At 46.3% G+C, this 18,112-nt stretch carries 17 protein-coding genes and 1 riboswitch; all 17 genes read right to left on the bottom strand.

The genetic code is table 11. The annotated features are described in order from the left end of the window. Entirely contained in the window at positions 1-573 is a 573-nt protein-coding gene (gene cobU, locus ABFC84_12870) for a bifunctional adenosylcobinamide kinase/adenosylcobinamide-phosphate guanylyltransferase (protein ID MEN6413629.1), read from the bottom strand. Between the two features lie 39 nt (positions 574-612). Next, the gene (locus ABFC84_12865) at positions 613-2,001 is read right to left on the bottom strand and encodes a cobyrinate a,c-diamide synthase (GenBank protein MEN6413628.1); all 1,389 of its coding nucleotides are present in this window, start codon (positions 1,999-2,001) and stop codon (positions 613-615) included. Positions 2,002-2,111: 110 nt separating this feature from the next. Further along, entirely contained in the window at positions 2,112-2,876 is a 765-nt protein-coding gene (gene cobK, locus ABFC84_12860; protein MEN6413627.1) for a precorrin-6A reductase, read from the bottom strand. Continuing rightward, positions 2,873-3,562 (bottom strand): precorrin-3B C(17)-methyltransferase, encoded by a 690-nt coding sequence (cobJ, locus tag ABFC84_12855; GenBank protein ID MEN6413626.1) that lies wholly within the window; start codon positions 3,560-3,562, stop codon positions 2,873-2,875. The genes cobK and cobJ overlap by 4 nt, the downstream gene beginning before the upstream one ends. A 35-nt stretch (positions 3,563-3,597) precedes the next feature. After that, a complete protein-coding gene (locus tag ABFC84_12850) occupies positions 3,598-4,656 on the bottom strand; it encodes a cobalt-precorrin 5A hydrolase (protein ID MEN6413625.1) in 1,059 nt (352 codons plus the stop codon). Further along, positions 4,653-5,408, bottom strand: a complete 756-nt coding sequence (cobM, locus tag ABFC84_12845) for a precorrin-4 C(11)-methyltransferase (GenBank protein MEN6413624.1) — start codon at positions 5,406-5,408, stop codon at positions 4,653-4,655. The genes ABFC84_12850 and cobM overlap by 4 nt, the downstream gene beginning before the upstream one ends. A 42-nt stretch (positions 5,409-5,450) precedes the next feature. Further along, positions 5,451-6,032, bottom strand: a complete 582-nt coding sequence (cbiT, locus tag ABFC84_12840) for a precorrin-6Y C5,15-methyltransferase (decarboxylating) subunit CbiT (protein MEN6413623.1) — start codon at positions 6,030-6,032, stop codon at positions 5,451-5,453. Next, entirely contained in the window at positions 6,029-6,655 is a 627-nt protein-coding gene (gene cbiE, locus ABFC84_12835) for a precorrin-6y C5,15-methyltransferase (decarboxylating) subunit CbiE (GenBank protein MEN6413622.1), read from the bottom strand. The genes cbiT and cbiE overlap by 4 nt, the downstream gene beginning before the upstream one ends. Next, positions 6,640-7,740 carry a cobalt-precorrin-5B (C(1))-methyltransferase CbiD gene (gene cbiD / locus ABFC84_12830; protein MEN6413621.1) on the bottom strand — a complete coding sequence of 367 codons (1,101 nt, stop codon included), beginning with the start codon at positions 7,738-7,740 and terminating at the stop codon, positions 6,640-6,642. Before cbiD ends, cbiE begins: the two co-directional genes overlap by 16 nt. A 78-nt stretch (positions 7,741-7,818) precedes the next feature. Further along, positions 7,819-7,993: riboswitch (cobalamin riboswitch) on the bottom strand. Positions 7,994-8,109: 116 nt separating this feature from the next. Then, positions 8,110-9,717: a glycosyltransferase family 39 protein gene (locus tag ABFC84_12825; GenBank protein ID MEN6413620.1), complete on the bottom strand. Its 1,608-nt coding sequence runs from the start codon at positions 9,715-9,717 to the stop codon at positions 8,110-8,112. A gap of 12 nt (positions 9,718-9,729) precedes the next feature. Next, positions 9,730-11,271 (bottom strand): glycosyltransferase family 39 protein, encoded by a 1,542-nt coding sequence (locus ABFC84_12820; protein ID MEN6413619.1) that lies wholly within the window; start codon positions 11,269-11,271, stop codon positions 9,730-9,732. Between the two features lie 31 nt (positions 11,272-11,302). Beyond that, entirely contained in the window at positions 11,303-12,214 is a 912-nt protein-coding gene (locus tag ABFC84_12815; protein MEN6413618.1) for an NAD-dependent epimerase/dehydratase family protein, read from the bottom strand. 20 nt (positions 12,215-12,234) lie between these two features. Continuing rightward, positions 12,235-13,218: a lysylphosphatidylglycerol synthase transmembrane domain-containing protein gene (locus ABFC84_12810; protein ID MEN6413617.1), complete on the bottom strand. Its 984-nt coding sequence runs from the start codon at positions 13,216-13,218 to the stop codon at positions 12,235-12,237. Then, positions 13,211-14,065, bottom strand: a complete 855-nt coding sequence (locus ABFC84_12805) for a ChbG/HpnK family deacetylase (GenBank protein ID MEN6413616.1) — start codon at positions 14,063-14,065, stop codon at positions 13,211-13,213. Before ABFC84_12805 ends, ABFC84_12810 begins: the two co-directional genes overlap by 8 nt. Before the next feature lie 104 nt (positions 14,066-14,169). Continuing rightward, on the bottom strand, positions 14,170-16,122 hold the full coding sequence (locus tag ABFC84_12800) for a TaqI-like C-terminal specificity domain-containing protein (protein MEN6413615.1): 1,953 nt from the start codon (positions 16,120-16,122) through the stop codon (positions 14,170-14,172). A gap of 19 nt (positions 16,123-16,141) precedes the next feature. Further along, entirely contained in the window at positions 16,142-16,939 is a 798-nt protein-coding gene (folE2, locus tag ABFC84_12795; protein MEN6413614.1) for a GTP cyclohydrolase FolE2, read from the bottom strand. A 40-nt stretch (positions 16,940-16,979) separates the two neighbouring features. After that, on the bottom strand, positions 16,980-18,053 hold the full coding sequence (locus ABFC84_12790; protein ID MEN6413613.1) for an HD-GYP domain-containing protein: 1,074 nt from the start codon (positions 18,051-18,053) through the stop codon (positions 16,980-16,982). Positions 18,054-18,112: the final 59 nt, after the last annotated feature.

The following is an 18,112-nucleotide window of genomic DNA, read 5'->3' as shown; positions in this document are numbered from 1 at the left end:
CTAAACCTCCTTGGAAACATTAGTCGACAGCTGCTTTATTTCAACGGCCAGGCCGCTAATGACTAAATATACTTCATCAGCCCGGGAGGCAATTTTTTGATTAGCCCATCCCGCTATATCCCGATATTCCCGGGCTAAAGCATTATCCGGGACGATTCCCATACCAACCTCATTCGTTACGATGATTACCATAGCACCGCAGGAAGAGGCACTGTCGGACAATTGATCAATTTGGGACAATACTTGCTCACACCTTGCCGCGGCAGTTGGTAAACCTTCCGCGGCCAACAGTAAATTGCTGATGTAGAGCGTCAGACAGTCAAACAAAATCACATCGGCATGTTTTCCGGCCTGCAGCATCGCTTCGTCCGCCGCAAAAGGAGCCTCATATGTCTGCCAGGCAGCCGGACGGCGCTGCCGGTGCAGAGCGACCCGGTTGCGCATTTCATCATCCAAAACTTGTGCGGTGGCAATATAGGAAATAGCTTTTCCCTGGCTGGCGGCATACCGTTCGGCAAATGTGCTTTTACCGCTCCGGGCGCCGCCGGTAATCAATACAATTCTCCCCGACATATAACAAACTCCCCCTCTCCTTATTTTTAAACCGAGAAATTATTGCTGCAGCCGTACAGACCGGTAGTGCGCACATTTTTCTACCAACCGTTTGGCGGCCTTTTCATTGCCGGCAAAATGCAAATGCAAATAAGACGCTAATAGGTTCTTCTTGACAAAACCTGCCGGATATGCAATGCCCGTCCGCATCTTTTTGATTTGAAATGCCCAGGAATCATGGGCCTGTTCAGCAATCATCCGGGAAAAATGGAATTCGTGCCCTCGCAGTATATCACCACCGGGACATAATAAATTGTCACTCAAGGCCGTTGCCTCCACATAACCTACGGTTTGCAGCTTTTTTTCCATTTTGCAAACCGCCGGAATGGCTCCCACCATGTCGAAAGCCTGACCGTTAAAATCAATAATCTGTCGGGCCAAATACATTAAACCGCCGCATTCCGCCAATATGGGCATGTTATTGCCGTACGCCTGCAATATGGATTCCTTCATGGATTGATTTTGTGACAGCTGCTGTACAAACATTTCCGGAAATCCACCGCCCAGGATAAGTCCGTCAACATCCGGCGGAATCAGCCTGCCGGATAAAGGACTGAAAGGAACCAGCTCCGCTCCCAGCGCAGCCAGTACTTCCAGACTTTCCGGATAATAAAAGGAAAAAACATCATCCTGGGCAACGCCGATTCGGACTTTTGGCGTCAATTGATTATGGCGTGACGGAACCGGCTCAGGTAGCCAGACGGCCTGCCGGGCAATGTCAATCAGCTGCTTCATATCGACTTGCTGGGATATTTGCCTTCCCATCGCAGCAATTGTTTCATCAGCCGCATGTTCTGTAACCGGCGTTAAGCCAAGATGCCGCTCCGGCATCATAAGAGCATCGTTGCGGAATAAGCAGCCCAAAACTCTGATACCCTGCCGCTGCAGCGCGTCACAGACAATTTCCCGGTGGGTATCAGAGCCAAGACGATTGACAATAACCCCGGCAAACTGAATTCCCGGATCATATAACTTATACCCTAAAACGGTCGCTGCCACACTTTCTCCCATGGATTTTGCATCCACTACCAGTACAACGGGCGCCTGCAGCAGTTTGGCAATGGCAGCCGTACTGCTTACGCCGGAACGACCCCCGTCATATAACCCCATAACTCCCTCAATCAGGGCAATATCGTTTCCTCGGGCAGTTTTAGTGAAGAGCGGAACAATTTTTTCTTCCGGGACCAGCCATGTATCCAGATTATGTGCCGGTTTGCCGCTGGCCAGACGATGATATCCGGGATCAATATAGTCCGGTCCTATTTTATACGATTGTATTTGTAAATTTCGCTGCCTTAATGCTGCCAATAACCCGGTTACGATCGTTGTTTTTCCAACACCGCTATGGGTACCGGCAATTACAAGCCGCGGTATGCTGATCTGGTTCATCTTTTTCCCATCCTTTTACCAGCTTCGTGCCGCACTAGGCGCCGGTTTTTTGCAGTATAGGGGGTTTTAGCTTTTTTCTTTTCCCAGCATATACACCAGAGCATTAAAATTCATTGTAATACCGCTTCGATATAACGTAGCGCAGCTTGAAAAGATGTTACCACCCGGCCATAATCAATAGCAGGGCGGGAAATAAGGACGACCGGCAAGTTTAGCGATATGGCGGCAGCTAATTTTGTGTCACTGCCGCCGATTGCCCCGCTCTCTTTCGTAACGACTACTTCCGCCTGATAGGCGGTAAATAAAGCACAGTTAAGCTGTTGGGAAAATGGTCCCTGCATCGCAATAATATCCTTCGGTTTCAGTCCCAGTTCCAGACAATGGCGGATAACCTCCGGATCCGGCAATACCCTGGCAACAATGCGATGCTGCGCTAATTTCGGCTCAGAGATAAATGTTGCCAGCATTCGGCTGCCGGTAGTCAAAAAAACAACATTTCCCTTGTCGGCAGCCGTCTGAGCCGCCCGGGCATAGTCCGGCACAACAAACAGGCGGTCATAGCAAGGCAGCGGCAGCGGAGAACGTTCATAACGTAAATAAGGAACGGCAAGCAGATCACAGGCGAATATGGCATTGCGGGATATATTTACGGCATAAGGATGGGTCGCATCCACAACCAGCTTAATCGGATTGGCTTGCATGAAATCAATTAAACCGGCCCGATCAAGGGGACAACTATGTACCGGCAAATTTTCTTGTAACGCCAAGTCTTTTCCATATTCGCTGACAACCGAGACAAGTACCTGATAGCCCTGCCGGGCCAATAAGGCGGCAAGGTCCCGTCCGTCGAGAGTTCCAGCCAATACCAAGATCATAGTTTATAACCTCGCGGTGTTATCATCCGGCCGGCCTGAATATAAGTTTGGCTGTTGCCGATGATGACCAAAGAAAACATATCAATATACTCGTGTGTAAATTGAGTTAAATTTGAAATCACTTTTGTTTCCCCCGGACGGGTAGCCTGCTGGACAATTCCCACCGGAGTTTCCGGTAAACGATATTTCAGCAGAATGTTCCGTACTGCTTCAATTTGACTTACCCGCCGTTTACTTTTCGGATTATACAGCGCAATAACAAAATCAGCGGCAGCCGCCATTTCCACCCGCTTTGTTATGACGTCCCAAGGCGTCAATAAATCGCTTAAGCTGATTACGGCAAAATCATGCATCAGCGGTGCGCCAAGAATGGCGGCAGCAGCTCCTACGGCGCTGATGCCGGAAATAATCGTTACTTCCGGACGGCTGTCTGCCGGACATTTCAGCGCCAGCCCCAGCACCAAGCCGGCCATTCCGTAAATTCCCGGATCGCCGCTGGAGACAACTGCCACATTTTCTCCGGCGGCTGCCAGATCGACTGCCTTTTGGCAGCGATCAATCTCCTGCATCATGCCGTTGCCAACAATTTTTTTCCCCTCCAGCAGTTCAGAAATCAGGGTAATATAAGTATTATAGCCTACAATAATATCAGCCGCCAGAATACATTCCCTCGCTCTTGGACTCATATCCAGCAGACTGCCGGGTCCGATTCCCACGACAGCTAATTGACCTGGGCAATGGCAATGGTGATTTGAGGATATTTTGTTTTCGGCAACAGAAGAAGACTCGTTTTCCCCGCTGTCAGTGCCGCTGCTTCGCATACATTTCCCACTCCTATCTGTTCTGTTACAAAAGATGACACCACAAGCTGCTGTTGTTCAATACAACGTTTTAATACATGATTATCATAAAATTGTGCCGGAACAGACATTTGTTTAATGACTGCCAATAAGCCGGCTTCATCTTGCTTTACGATACTGCTGGCAATAACGGCAATGCTGTCCGGACTGCGGCCAATTTGACTGCAGGCGTCAATAATCGCTGCTGCTATCTTTTCACTTTCCGTATTACGCCGGCAGCCGACACCAATTGCCAAAGTAGGGGGACGCAAAAATATATGGGGTCTATCAACCGGCAATACTTTATCGGTGACAACGACTGCCGCCGCAAAAGCCGCGCCGGTCAGTTCCGATAAGTCGTGAAACTGCACCTTCATTACGGCGGCAGCATCACGATACTGCTGCCGCCGCGGTAATGAACAGTCTAAAAAAAACTGCACATTTTCATTATTGGCGATAGCTGCATTGACTGCCTTTAATTGAGAAAAAGGATCCGGTTTTGCCCTCAGCTTAACAGCCAGGACATCTGCGGCCGGCAGACCGGAAACATCGGTTGCCGTGGTAATCACCGGGCTGGCACCAATAGCCAGGCCAACACGCCGGGTCAATTCATTGGCACCGCCAAGATGCCCGGATAAAAGGCTGATGGCATAATATCCCCGGTCATCCAGCACAACTACCGCCGGGTCGGTTCTTTTGCTTTGAATGAAAGGCGCAATCACCCGAACAGCGATGCCGGCGGCCATAATAAAAATCAGGCCGTTATATTGCTGAAAGATATCGCTGATAAGCTGACTCAGTGAATTAAATGTGTGTTTTGCTCCAATTGTATTACGTTCCGATTTCACATATACGTCCGCCCCATCGTCAGTTAAAGCTTGTGCCAGCCGGGAAGCTAACAAAGCTCCGTGATTAGTAACCGCAATGATGGCAAGCTTCATTTTGCCTCCCGGAACATATGACCAAATTCAGGCGCATAAAGGCGGGATAATGAATAATTGCCTTCCAGACATTGCCCGACGACAATCATTGCCGTCCGGTTAACCCCGGCATTTTTCACAATTCCGGCAATAGTGGACAACGTCCCCCGCAAAATTTGCTGATCAGGCCAGGATGCTTTTTGGACAATCGCCACCGGCGTAGCTTCAGTATAGCCGCCTTTGATTAATTCCGCCACAACATTATCCAGCATATGCACACTTAAAAAAATACACATAGTTGCGTTATGACTTGCCAGACTAGCTAATTTTTCTTTTTCCGGTACAGGCGTCCGGCCTTCCAAACGGGTAATAATTACCGTTTGTGAAACATCGGGCAGGGTATACTCCCGTTTTAAGGCCGCTGCCGTTGCTAAAAAAGAACTGACTCCGGGTATAACTTCATAAGCGATCTGTTTTTGGTCCAAAGCGTCCATTTGTTCCTGAATCGCACCGTAAATGCTGGGATCGCCGGTATGGAGACGGACTACTTTTTTACCGGCAGTGACTGCTGTTTCTATTACTTCAATTACCTGTTCCAGCGTCATGGAAGCACTATTATAAATTTTCGTACCCGGCTTTGCCAGGGACAGTAACGCCGGATTGACTAAGGACCCGGCATAAATAATAACATCCGCAGCCTGCAGCAGACGCTGGCCCTTTACCGTTATTAATTCCGGGTCGCCCGGGCCTGCTCCTACAAACACTACCTGCATCGCAAAAGCCTCCTTTAACTAATAAATAATCACGTTTCCGTACTAAACTTTAGTGCAAGCGATAATATAAATCGGATTCAGCGCCTGGAGCATATTGCCTGCACCGACCTGACGGATCCGGGTTACCTGCAGGCCAAAGGCCTCGCAGGAAAAATCAGCGGCCTGCCGCATAAAGTGCAAAGATTGCTGCAATGTTTCTATGGTGACAGCGGTAATGACCATGCGTCCATTCTGCTTTAAAAAAGCACTTCCTTCAGCTAAAATTTCTGGCAAATGCCCGCCGCTGCCGCCGATCAGCAAAACATCCGCTTTAGCAGGAACAGCTTTCATTGCCGCCGGTGCAGTACCGGAAATGGCAACAAGATTGGAAAGGCCGAATTTGACGGCATTGGCGCGGATTAATTCAATGCCTTCCTGTTCCCGCTCAATTGCATACACCTTCCCTGCCTCAGCCTGGAGTGCGGCTTCAATGGAAAGAGAACCAGTGCCGGCGCCAACGTCAACAACAATATCATGCGGACAAATACGAGCTTTTGCCAGGACCATCGTTCGTATTTCCTGTTTGGTCATGGGAATATTGCCGCGGATGAATTGTTCATCGGGAATACCGAAAAAATGAGTCATTCTGTCACCACCATTACACAATGGTCAAAGCCTGCCAGTTCGGCAGTTGCCGCCAAAGTTGTTGTTAAAATATGCTCATCAGCATAAGAAAGGCCGGCGCATAAACAAACCGCTGCGTCAATTGGCCAGCCACAACGCAATAGCTCGCGAGCAATATACTGCGGCGAGTGACGGCGGTCCGTTAAAATTGCTAATTTTTTATTTTTGGCATACTGAAGCATCGCCGTATCCGGACTACGGCCGTGCATGCTGACTAGAACAGCATCCTGCCAGGTATCCGCCAGCCGGGCAAATGCCAGCTGAACGGAACTGATTCCCGGAATTACCGATAACCGGTCGGCAGAAAATTCGCCCCGCAGTGCCGTCAGCAAACTGTAAAAGCCAGGATCACCGGATACCATGACCACCACATCTTCCTCTTGCAAACATGCACGAATAAAGGCCAAAACACCGGCGATATCTTTATCAATGACTTTATTGCGGGATTTTTCTGTGGCAAACGTATCCAGAGCCCGTTGACTGCCAACCAGAATGGCAGCCGAATCGATAGCTTTTTGGGCAATTGGCGGCAAATATTCCGGCGAACCGGGACCAATGCCGACAACCGTTATTTTATGTTCCATCCTAAACTGCCTCCAATTTCCCGGGCATTTTCGTCCAAACCGAGAATATTACCCCGTAAAGTAACGATCGCTGTACCTACCTGCAAGTCGCCAAATACAAACCGCATGGACCGGATACTGGCCCGCTCGGCAAGCAGATCGTACACTGACGTCAACTGGCACTTTTCAATAATAGGAATGGCCGCCTCGGTGGTCATACAAGCAAGCACTTCCTGCACCACTTGTGTTGATGCGCCCTTGGCCGCCAAATAGGCGGCCAGAGTTTCCATGCGGGCATCAGCCATTCGGTTGTGAGTATGAAAAATCCCGGCAGCTACTTTTACGAGTTTACCTAAGTGCCCAAACAGCAAAACCCGCTTCATGCCGTAGTGGACAGCTCCCTCCAGCATATGCCCGATAAAATTGCTGCACTGAACTACCCGCTCAGCCGGCAGTCCATAGCGGTGAATGGCAATATCCTGACCCATTTTCCCCGGTACAAATACAATATCCTCCCCGCCAAGTGCTTTTACCACACTGATTTGGGGAGTCAGTGAATTCTTGAAAGCTTCTTCCGACATCGGATTCACGATACCGGTTGTACCAATAATTGATAACCCGCCCACAATACCCAGTGTGGGATTTAGCGTCCGCCGGGCCAGCTTCTCTCCTGCCGGTATAAAAACAGTAGCAACCGCCCCATGCCCGGGGGGCAATACATCACGGATGGCCTGGGTAATCATTTGCCGCGGGCCCGGATTGATGGCCGGTTCCCCCACTGGTACCGATAAGCCCGGTTTCGTTACCACACCTACTCCGCTGCCGGCTTTTAGGATAATGTCTGCCTGTTTTGTAATTTCAACTTCTGTAAAGATTGCGATCCCATTGGTAATATCCGGGTCGTCGCCGGCATCCTTAATTACTGAAGCTTGTCCGCCCTGAGACAATGACCAGCTTGAATTTATCTTTACTTCAATCTTACGGCCCTGGGGAGAAGTAACCTCGACTGCTTCCTGCGGCTGGTCAAGCCAGGCTAATATAGCGGCCTTGGCAGCCGCGGCTGCACACGTTCCCGTGGTAATTCCTGTCCGCAATGTTTTTAACAAAATAAAAACCCCCCTGGCAGGAGGCATAAATAAACAACATGATTATTTTACCCACCTGCCTATCTTTCGTAGGTCATAACGGCGTGTGTCAGAACAGGCAGGTCTCCTGACTTTGATTCATCGTTCATTTATACCTTCCCGGAAACTCCAGTGGTTTATTATAAATGAACTCTCCATTACAGTGGCGGGACCGTGCCGGGATTACACCGGACTTCCCATTTTAAGCGTAAGCACCTATTCCCAGTTGCTATGTATTATTGAATTTTACTATCAATCATTACAGGCGACATCCTATACTATGCAACATATAGTAACCTATTCCGGTTATTTTATAAAATTCCTGCCAAAGAATATTCAAAAATATTTCATTTACGGAATTGCAATCCTGCGACGATATAAAAATTTCCCGTCTTGCCGGGCAACTGGATAAAAATGCTCTGCCAGTGAGGTATTTTGCCATGCAAGCTGATTATTTTCCTTCACGATAATAAAGGAGCGGGAATTATTTTTTGTCATCGCTTCAAAAGACTCGAGCGTCATTGTCGGCATCGTATATTTGCCGGACCACACACTTTTCACTTTGTCGACTTCCGATTTCTCAATTAACCGAGGCATAATATATCCGCTATAAAATACTGCGGAAGTAGAATAATCCCCATAGGATGCCAGAACTGCATCTTGCTTGGGTACATTTTGAACGATAGACTTGGCGGAGCGAGCCCCGGCAAGGGGAATCAACCCGCAATAGAACATTGTCATACTGAAAATTGCCACGAGCAGCCCGGCTGCAACCGGCAGCCGGGTATGTTTCCCTTTGAATTGAACCCACAGTAAAACCGCTGCAGAAAGTAATGCGATACCATACAACATTGCCGCGTTAACAACGGGCAGAAAAAATTTGCTGCCAACTGCCAGTATCCCAATGAACAGAACTGCCGGACCGGTAAGCCATAACCAGGGTTGGCGCTGATTGGTTTTCAGTAAACCGTTCATATACGCTCCGGACAACAAGGCAACCGGAAAGATAGCGGGAAAAACGTAAGTAGGATATTTTGTGGCCATCAGCGTATAAAAAAGGATGATTACAGTCGGCCATATCGTCAAAAAAGCAAAATGATCTGTAGCTTTACGCAAAGGGAGAGATAGTACCGACTTTATCGCCACTCCCGTCCACGGCATAATGCTCAGCGGAAACAAAACAAAATAATAATAAAAGACATTATCCCGGGGATGCTCCGCTACAGTAGCCCGCAGATAATTATGCAAACCCAGGAAGGTATCGATAAAATCATTGCCGTGAACTGCATACATCAACCAGTACCAGGGAACTGCGACCAGGGAAAAGCAAACCAGTCCCGGTATTAAAAAAAGTTTTGTAAAAAGCACCCATTGCCGGGTAACTATAATATACGAAAATACAATTAACCCCGGCAGCAGCAAACCGATGGGTCCTTTCGTCAATACCGCCAGCCCGGCAGTCACATAGGCAATCACATACCAAAATTTTTTCTCTTCCCGTAATCCGAGATAAAAAACCGCCAAAGAAACGCTGGAGAAAAAAAATAAAACGGCATCGGTAATAATCATTTTCGCTAACAGCGAAAATTCCAGTGACGTCGCCAGAACAATGGCACTCAAAATTCCGGTCCTTCTGCTATAAAAGAGCCGATTGGCAAACCAATAAGCGAAAGCAACGCTGCCGGCGCTGAACACCCCGGCCGGAAACCGGGCGGCAAATTCGGTAATACCAAAAATTTTATAACTAATGGCAATCAGCCAGTAGATCATGACCGGTTTATCAAACCAAAACTGACCATAAATCCGGGGCGAAAGCCAATCTCCGCTCAGCAGCATCTCTTTTGCCGTCAAAGCATAATTAGCCTCTACCGGATCGGTTATCGGCAGATAAGAATTCAGCGGCAGATAAAAAACTAACGCCAGCAAAAAAACAAGAAAAGTCCGTGTACGGATTTGCATATTATCCCCCCGCTATTGTTTTAACAATAAAAATTTATCGGCCGAAGTGCTTACCACAGATAACTGCCGGCGAATTTCCGGTGCCAACTGATCATAATCCAATTGGCGAATCACAAAATAAGCTCTCTGACTCGCTTGCAGCGCTGTGGGCAAATCATCAATTTCTGCCAATTCAATGCCATATACATCCGTATAAAAGGTGAAGCCGGGATGTAAAAATTTAATTATATAGACAGAAGTAATTCCGTCATAATTGTCGTTAAATGCTTTGCCAATATCATTTGCCGCAAACTTGGGCGCAGCCACAGGAAAAATTAGGGAAAACAATACCATCGAAGACACAATGATCCCAATGATTTGCGCGCCAAAAGCACGGCTGACCCGCTGCCGCCAAAGAAAAAAGATAGTGAAACAAGCACTTAGCAGGAGCACAGCCGCCAATACTATCCCGCTGTTTTGCAAAAGCGGCATCGGTTTAAGTCCTAATAACAAACTAGCAACGATTACCAGGGAAAAAAGCGCCAATAAAGCTGACCACAAAACCGACTGATACCGGCTTAGCCGATTCCAGACTTGATCTACATACCAGCCCGTAACAATGGCTAAGGGAGGATACATTGGCAGGATATAGGATACCAGCTTCGTCTGAGAAATGGTAAAAAACAGGAAGATAAATATCAGCCAGGTATTCAAAAAACATAAAATCTGAAAATCCCGTTTACTGCTTTTTATCAGGGAAGTCCACACCGCTTGAGCCATAACGGCTGTCCAGGGGAAAAATCCCAGCAACAGAACCGGAATATAGAAATACCAAAGAACAAGTTCCGGATGCTCCGGCGAAGTAAACCGGGTTATATTATGAAAACCCAAAAAGGTATCAATAAATACCCCGCCGTGAAGCCGGTACATTGCATAATACCAGGGAAGGCCAACGAGAGCAGCCAGCAAAATACCGATTGGTATTTTCATATTTTTCAATAAAAACCATTTACCCGTTGCCAATAGATAAAAAAATACAATTCCTCCGGGAAACAATAAACCAACCGGTCCTTTGGTAACAGTCGCCAACCCGGCAAAAATATAAAACCAGTAGTAACGCTTTTCAATAAACGCCAATAAGGCTGCCGTAAGAAAAAAAGTTAAAGTGATATCGGTGACTGCCGCTTTGCCAAGATAAAAAAATTCAATACTGGTAGCAAGAATCAGCCCGCTGGCAACCGCAGTCCGTTGATTAAACAGCCGCGCCGCCGATAAATATACCGCAGCCGTACAAAATACCGCTAATAAGGCCGAGGGAAACCGGGATGTAAATTCGCTGATGCCGCCAATTTTATACGCTGCAGCTACCAGCCAATAATACATCGGCGGTTTGTCATACCAATATTCACCATAAATTCGCGGCGAAATAAAATCATTATAGGCAATCATTTCTTTCGCTGTCTCCGCATAAACCGGTTCGTCCGGATCTAGCAAAGGTATTCCGCCTAAATTTAAAAACATAACTAAACCAGTAACACCTATAACTAGCCAAAGGCCGGGCATCCAACGTCTCAAAATTTCAACCTCCTGTTTATTGCTCTACCCTTTACTTTGAAAATTGATATGTCCGATAAAGCCCTTCAACTAAGGGAATCGACGGAGTCCAGGCTAAATTTTGCCGCGCGGCAGCATTGGCTAAAAAAGAACGGTAAATATCGCCGTCGCGGGGATCCCTGTATTCTTTACTTGCAGCTTGGCCGGAGGCTTTGCCTAACAATTCGATTAAAGTGTTAACACTTGTTTCGGTTTGAGTGCTAATATTATACACAGCATTTCCATTCGGCGTCACCATAGCCTGATAATTAGCATTGGCTACATCGCCAACATAAATAAAATCCCGGGTTTGGCCGCCATCGCCAAAGATAGTCAGCGGCTGGCCCTGATGAATTTTACGGGTAAAAATACTGACTACCCCGCCTTCACCGGCGTCCCCCTGACGTTCTCCATATACATTGGCATAGCGCAAAACGACATAATCGAAGCCATAAATCTCATGATATAAATAAAGATACTTTTCCACTGTTAACTTGCTCAGGCCGTAAAATGAGGTGGGACAAGTTTCAGCCGTTTCGGTAACAGGTATGGTTTCCACATTCCCGTACACTGCCGCCGACGAAGCAAATACCAGCCGCTTTACCCCGGTTTTACGACAGCATTCCAATACATTCACTGTTCCTAAAATATTGACCTGACAATCATAATCCGGATTTTCAATCGAACTGGGAACCATCGTTTGAGCCGCCTGATGAATTACATAATCAAACTGCTCGGTTTGAAACAAATCAATTAATTCATGGCTGCGAATATCCATTTCGACAAACTTAGCCTTTGCGTTCAGATTATTCCGCAGTCCGGTACTCAAATTATCGACTACTACCACCCGGCAGTTTTCCTGTACCAGTTTATCGACGATATGGGATCCGATAAAACCGGCGCCGCCTGTAACTAGTGCTTTCATGAATGTTTCCTCCTTAATTCCTATTTAATCTGGTTGCTCAAAAAATCACGGCCAAAAACTTTGATTGTAAAATATAAACCAATGGTAAAAGGAACATATTCGGCCAGCATACGCCAGGCTACCGCCGCAATCCCTACTGTACCGGAAGGCAGAAAGTCACTGAACAACAGGACAAATCCCCCTTCGGCAATTCCCGATCCGCCCGGTGTCGGGGCAAAATACAACAATATGTTGAGAAAAATCATTCTACCCATAATATACTTCCAATCAAAGCTTATTCCCATTCCCATAAAAAGAATGGGAACGACACTATAGATGGCTAACAAACTGACAGCGGATTCAGCCAAAACTCGCAGCATGCTGCGAGGCGCGGAAGAAAGCATAAACACTGCGCCGCGCACATCGCGATACGCTGAAAATATCCGGCGGCGTCTTGTATGACTTATTTTTTTTGTTAAAACAACCAAAAGGTAATTGGGCAGACTGGTCCGCAGCATCCATATAACGCCAAATACACTAATAACGCAGCCAATAGAAGCTACGGCTAATACTCGCTGCGAAAGCCAGGGCATAAGGCCGGGATCATGATAAAACACCAGCGGTAAACAAACCAATAAAAAAACAATCGACAAAATTGTCCGCACAACTACCAAAACAGTGGCTTTTCCGGTTGGAACCCCGGCCCGGCGCAAGAACATAACTTGTGCTACCGCTCCGCCTGCCGCTCCGGGAGTCAGGAGCGCGAGAAAATAGTTGCCAAAGACAACCTGCACGGCTTCAACCAAACGAATGTGTTCACCGGAAATACGAACTAAATGCATCAAACGCGTGCCGTCAAAAAAAAGCCCAACAGCAAGCAGCAGCAGCGCAAGCCCCAGAGACCAAGGCTGAAAAGCATTAAGGTGGCGCAGTGTATGGATATCAACTGTAAAATAGATAACTGCACCCGATATGCATCCTACCAGTAAAATCAGTAAGATAAGTCGTTTATAAAATTTAGCCATGTGCTAACTCCTTAAAAGAAATCAAATTCACCCTTTTTTCTTCCAGACGCTGCTTTGTCTGAAGACTCTTCACAGCTGCTAATTCCTCCTGCCAGTGATAATTCCAAGAATAGGCCTGCCCCAAGATATTATTATCATACCCGGGATGCATCATGATTTCGGAAGTTTCATTAGGCAACTGGGCTATAATGTTCTGCAAATATTCTTCCCGCATATTGCCGCCGGCGAGCATGCCATAAAAATGATCCGGTGCGGCAATCCCCTGGCGAATAATATTTTTTCTGGCCATCCGGGCTAAAAAAGTCAGTCCGCTGCGGCCAATAAGACGAAAAGCTGTAAATGGATATCCGCCAAGAAAAAAATAGGACTCATCAGGAATGCGTATGGCCCGGATATTAAACTCCTTGGCAAGATCGATAACAATTCGGAGTATTCCGGGAAGAACATGGAGATGCTGATGACTGTCCAGATGGGTGATCGGTATTCCCGCTGCAGCAGCTTTCCGCACCTGAGCGAAAAGTTCCAGCCGAATTTCCGCATCACAAATCTTACCCAATAAGTAGCATAAAATAAATTGCGGGTATTTTTCAATAAATCTGCCCTCACTATCCACTAAAGAAGGAATTTGTCCCGGATCTGTTACCGGCCTGTCGGCTACCAGCGTTAAATGTACGCCAACTCCCAGGCCGGGATTTTGCTTGGCTAAGGATACTGCCTGCTCAAACGCTTGCCCTCCCGGTATAAGTGAAGTACTGGTAATACATCCTTGGGTATAGCCTGCAATGATCCCTCTATTTACCGCTTCATGCAGTCCAAAATCATCAGCATTGATAATCAATTGTTTCATTTTAACTCCTTCTTACCCTGCCAAGCTTAAATATATATAATAGCGTTGAGAATGAATTATGGCAAATATTCCCTAAAAGCAACACTTTGCTAAAAATAATTCCGTTAGTTTCCTTCGCATTCTTCCACATATTCAATATCCTGATCGGTTAAGCCGTAAATGCGGTAAACGATTTGATTGAGATAATCGTCAAAGGCAGCGGCTTTCTGTTGTGATGAACTATCCTTTGAACGGCTTTTTATCGTCAAATTTTCCATGATTTGCACCAATTCCGGTGCTTGCCGGTTAATATCCCGGTTAACGATTACCGGCAGCAGTTCCAAGGCTTCAATGTCTGTTTGTGCCATCGCCCGGCCATATTCCATTGTAACCGCATGATAATAAAAGGACAGCAGCTTAGAATTTAGCAGCAGCAGCAAATAATCCAATGTAACCGTTTGCTGGTTTAAAACAAAACTATGAATATTGTTCAAGTGATAAAGGCCCTTATTATCAATACCGGCAATCAGCATGTAGCCGGTTTGACGTATTAGTATTTTCCTTTGCTGGATGATTTCCTTTTTCCAGCCGCCCTTGTATAGCAGTTCCGGGGCGATATGAAGCCAGTGATGCTGATAATCCACACTAAAACGGTTAACCTCCCTGCCGGAAACCAATCCACGCTGCCAGGATGCGTCTTCCTGCGGTGCCGTTGCAATAATTTCTTTTTGCTGAGACAAGGAACGAATTCCCGTATGCCCGTCAGCAAAATTTTTTAGCGGCAGACCCAGTTTATCGAAACGATCAATTAACTGTTTTGTTTTCAAATTAAAAAAAATACGAAACCGGTCATAAGGAAGCTGGGAGAAATAGCTTTGATGATATTGGCACACCGGTTTTACTTTTTCAAACCCTGACTGCCGATTGATTTGATAGATCGCCAGCTGGTTTTGTTTTGAAAGTTCCCTTGCTTCAGAGCACTTGGTAAAAACACAAATGGCTAAATACCCGACGGCCGCACGTTTAAATACAGCGGAAGAAATATGCGCAATTAAATCAATGGTTGTATGTTCCAATATATAATGCCTGATTTTAGAATAATAGCGGCCTAAAAGAAAACTGTCAGGTATAATAAATCCCAATTTTCCCTTCTCTGCCAGCATCTCAATACCGCGTTGTAAAAAAAGAACATAATAACTTAACTTATATTGGGCCGATTCGGGATACGCCTGCCGAAGATAATCTCCATATTGACTGTCCAGGCGTCGAGCGCCACGCAGCCCAAAGGATAAATAAGGAGGATTGCCAATTACATAATCATAACTGGAAAACCAAAATTTACGCAAGAATTCCGGAGTATCTGCTTTTGCCGGGCGTTTTAAACTGTCATAGGCAATAATATGGGGCGGCATTGCGGCCGCATTGCTATCCGGACACTGTAAGGCAAGACCTGCGGCAGTTATATCAGCCGCCACCTCATCAATATCGGCTCCCCACAAATTATATTGCAAAATATGACGGTGAATCCCACTATCGGACCAATCTTCCTCCGGATATTTCTCTTGCAGCATTTGACGAGAGCATTTAAATTTAGTAAATAAAATCCCATACGCTTGCAGCAAAAAGCTGCCGCAGCCACATGCCGGGTCTAAAATCCGTATCCTGGGCCGGGCAACGATATCCTCTTGCTCCAAAGTATGTTTGAGAATAAAAGCAACGGCAGCGGCAGGCGTATAATATAAACCACGAAAACGGCAGCCGGAGGCAAGTTCTTCGTAGACAGTGCCCAGTATGCCGGAATCCCGTGGTAAAAGGCAGACCCAGCGTGAAATGAGTTCAGAAATAGTATCCGGCAGCGGCGCAATAGAATGGATTTGGCCGCTGCTCAGCTGAGTAATTTTACGCAGCGGCTGAGAGGATACAGCCCAGCCGACAAGTTTTTCAGGTTGTTTTTCCTCCAGCAAAATGGCAGCTAAAATCTTCATCAGCATTACTATCTGCTTCTGAGTATGACCGTAATTTTCATCAAGCCACTTACCAACGGTACGGCATTCATCCGTAAATTTTTTCCAGTTCATTTAAGCGTAATTCCTCGCTTTAACGTCCGACAAATTCTTCATGCTGCGCATATGCACTATGATTGTGAATGGATTCGTAATTTTCGCATTCCACTTCGAACCATTGAATACCTTGTATTTGCCGTAAAGCCAATACTAAATCACGCAGGATATCTTCAACAAACTTTGGATTCTCATAGGCCCGCTCTGTTACGTATTTTTCGTCCTCCCGTTTCAATAGCGAATAGACGGGACAACTTCCCTGGGTTTCCATCAGCGCCGCTAAATCCTCTATCCAAATAAAGTGGCCATGACGCTGCTTCAGTTTTACCTTCATCAGGCCGCGCTGATTATGAGCCCCGTATTTGGATATTTCCTTGCTGCACGGGCATAAAGAGGTAAACGGAGCGGCCACACCCAGGACAAAGTCCAGCGGCTCGTCTTTTGCCAAACTGGCAGAAAACAGGCAGTCAAAATCCAACATGCTTGTCAGGCCGCTGACCGGTGCCGCTTTTTCGATAAAGTATTTAAAACCGATATCCAAATGAGCCCGTTTGGCATTCAGCCGGCTGATCGTATCTGCCAGAATGCATCCCATTTCGTGGCCGGAAACCGGTTTTTGACTCCATTCACTTAATATTTCAATAAAACGACTCATATGAGTTCCTTTATACTGTTGCGGCAATTCTACAGTAAGGATTATTTTTGCCAATACAGACTGAAAAGATCCATCTTTTGTTTTTATGAAAAAAGGCAGATGTACATCACTGACCCCTACCTTTTGAATGGCTATACCCCGTTCATCCCATCGATTTTGGACATCTTTCACCTTTGTCACCCCAAGTATGCATGAAATTGGCTTTATGCTGCCGGCAGGCTTACGCTTCTATCAGCTTTACCACTGAAAGCTCTTTACGCTTCTCTAAATCAATAAATTCCCCTGCCTGGGTTCGCACAACAGGTCTTGAAGCGACGAATTGTCCCACGTATACTACTTCCGCCTCACGGCCATCGCTTAATTGAACCACATTGCCGATAAAATAGTCACGGACATTATTTAAAAAAATTGTACAGATCGCCGGATCAAGTTTATTAAACATTTCCTTGACAATCATTTCAACCACGGTAAATGGCGTGGTTTTAGGCTGATAAACCCGATCGGAGGTCATTGCATCATACATATCGGCAATGGCAATAATTCTTGCATAAGGATGAATGCGGTCACCTTTTATTTGGAAGGGATAGCCACAGCCGTCCATACGCTCATGATGCTGTAAAACAGCAAGCAGCAATTTCTGTGAAATATTGGGAATATCTCTGATTAACCGGTAACCGTATATGGTATGCTGTTTCATGATTTCCATTTCCGCTACGGACAGCTTGGCCGGCTTATTCACAATTTTTAAAGGGACTTTGACTTTTCCTATATCATGCAGAAGACCGGCAAGCATTAAATTATTGATTTCATTCTGGTCATATTCAAGCCACTTGCCTAATACACCGGCAACAACCGCGACATTTACAGAATGGTGAAAAGTATACTCGTCCCCCTGCCTGTTGACCATATGTAAATGATTGATAACACCTGGCGATTCGAGAATCAGTTCCATGTCTTTATCAACTAATTTCTGGCATTCTTCAAATGGAACCGTGTTGGAATCACGAATAAGTTGAAAACTTTTTTTGACCGTATCCACCGTTTTATCGTAATCCGAATAAAACTTTTGTTGAGAATGTGAAGGCTTGTTCCGCTCTTCAGCATCGTCCGGAGCCAGTTCGCGAATATCCAAACTCATAATTCCCCAATGCTTAAGCCGGATGATTAATCCGGCATTCAGGTAAGTTCCCTCACTTAGAGCAATCTTTCCCTCGTCGGTAAGAACCGGCTTGGCGAGTTCCATCCCAGGAATTACATGGTTAATTGGGACACGTATACTTTTATAATTGGACATAACAATCCTCTCTTTCCCCAGCAAACGCTTTCCCTAAATCAATGACAGACGATTGTTCT

This window comes from Veillonellales bacterium (assembly GCA_039680175.1).
GTDB lineage: Bacteria > Bacillota > Negativicutes > JAAYSF01 > JAAYSF01 > JBDKTO01.
The sequence above is the reverse complement of the archived record's forward strand: the minus strand, read 5'-3'. Positions and strand labels throughout refer to the sequence as shown.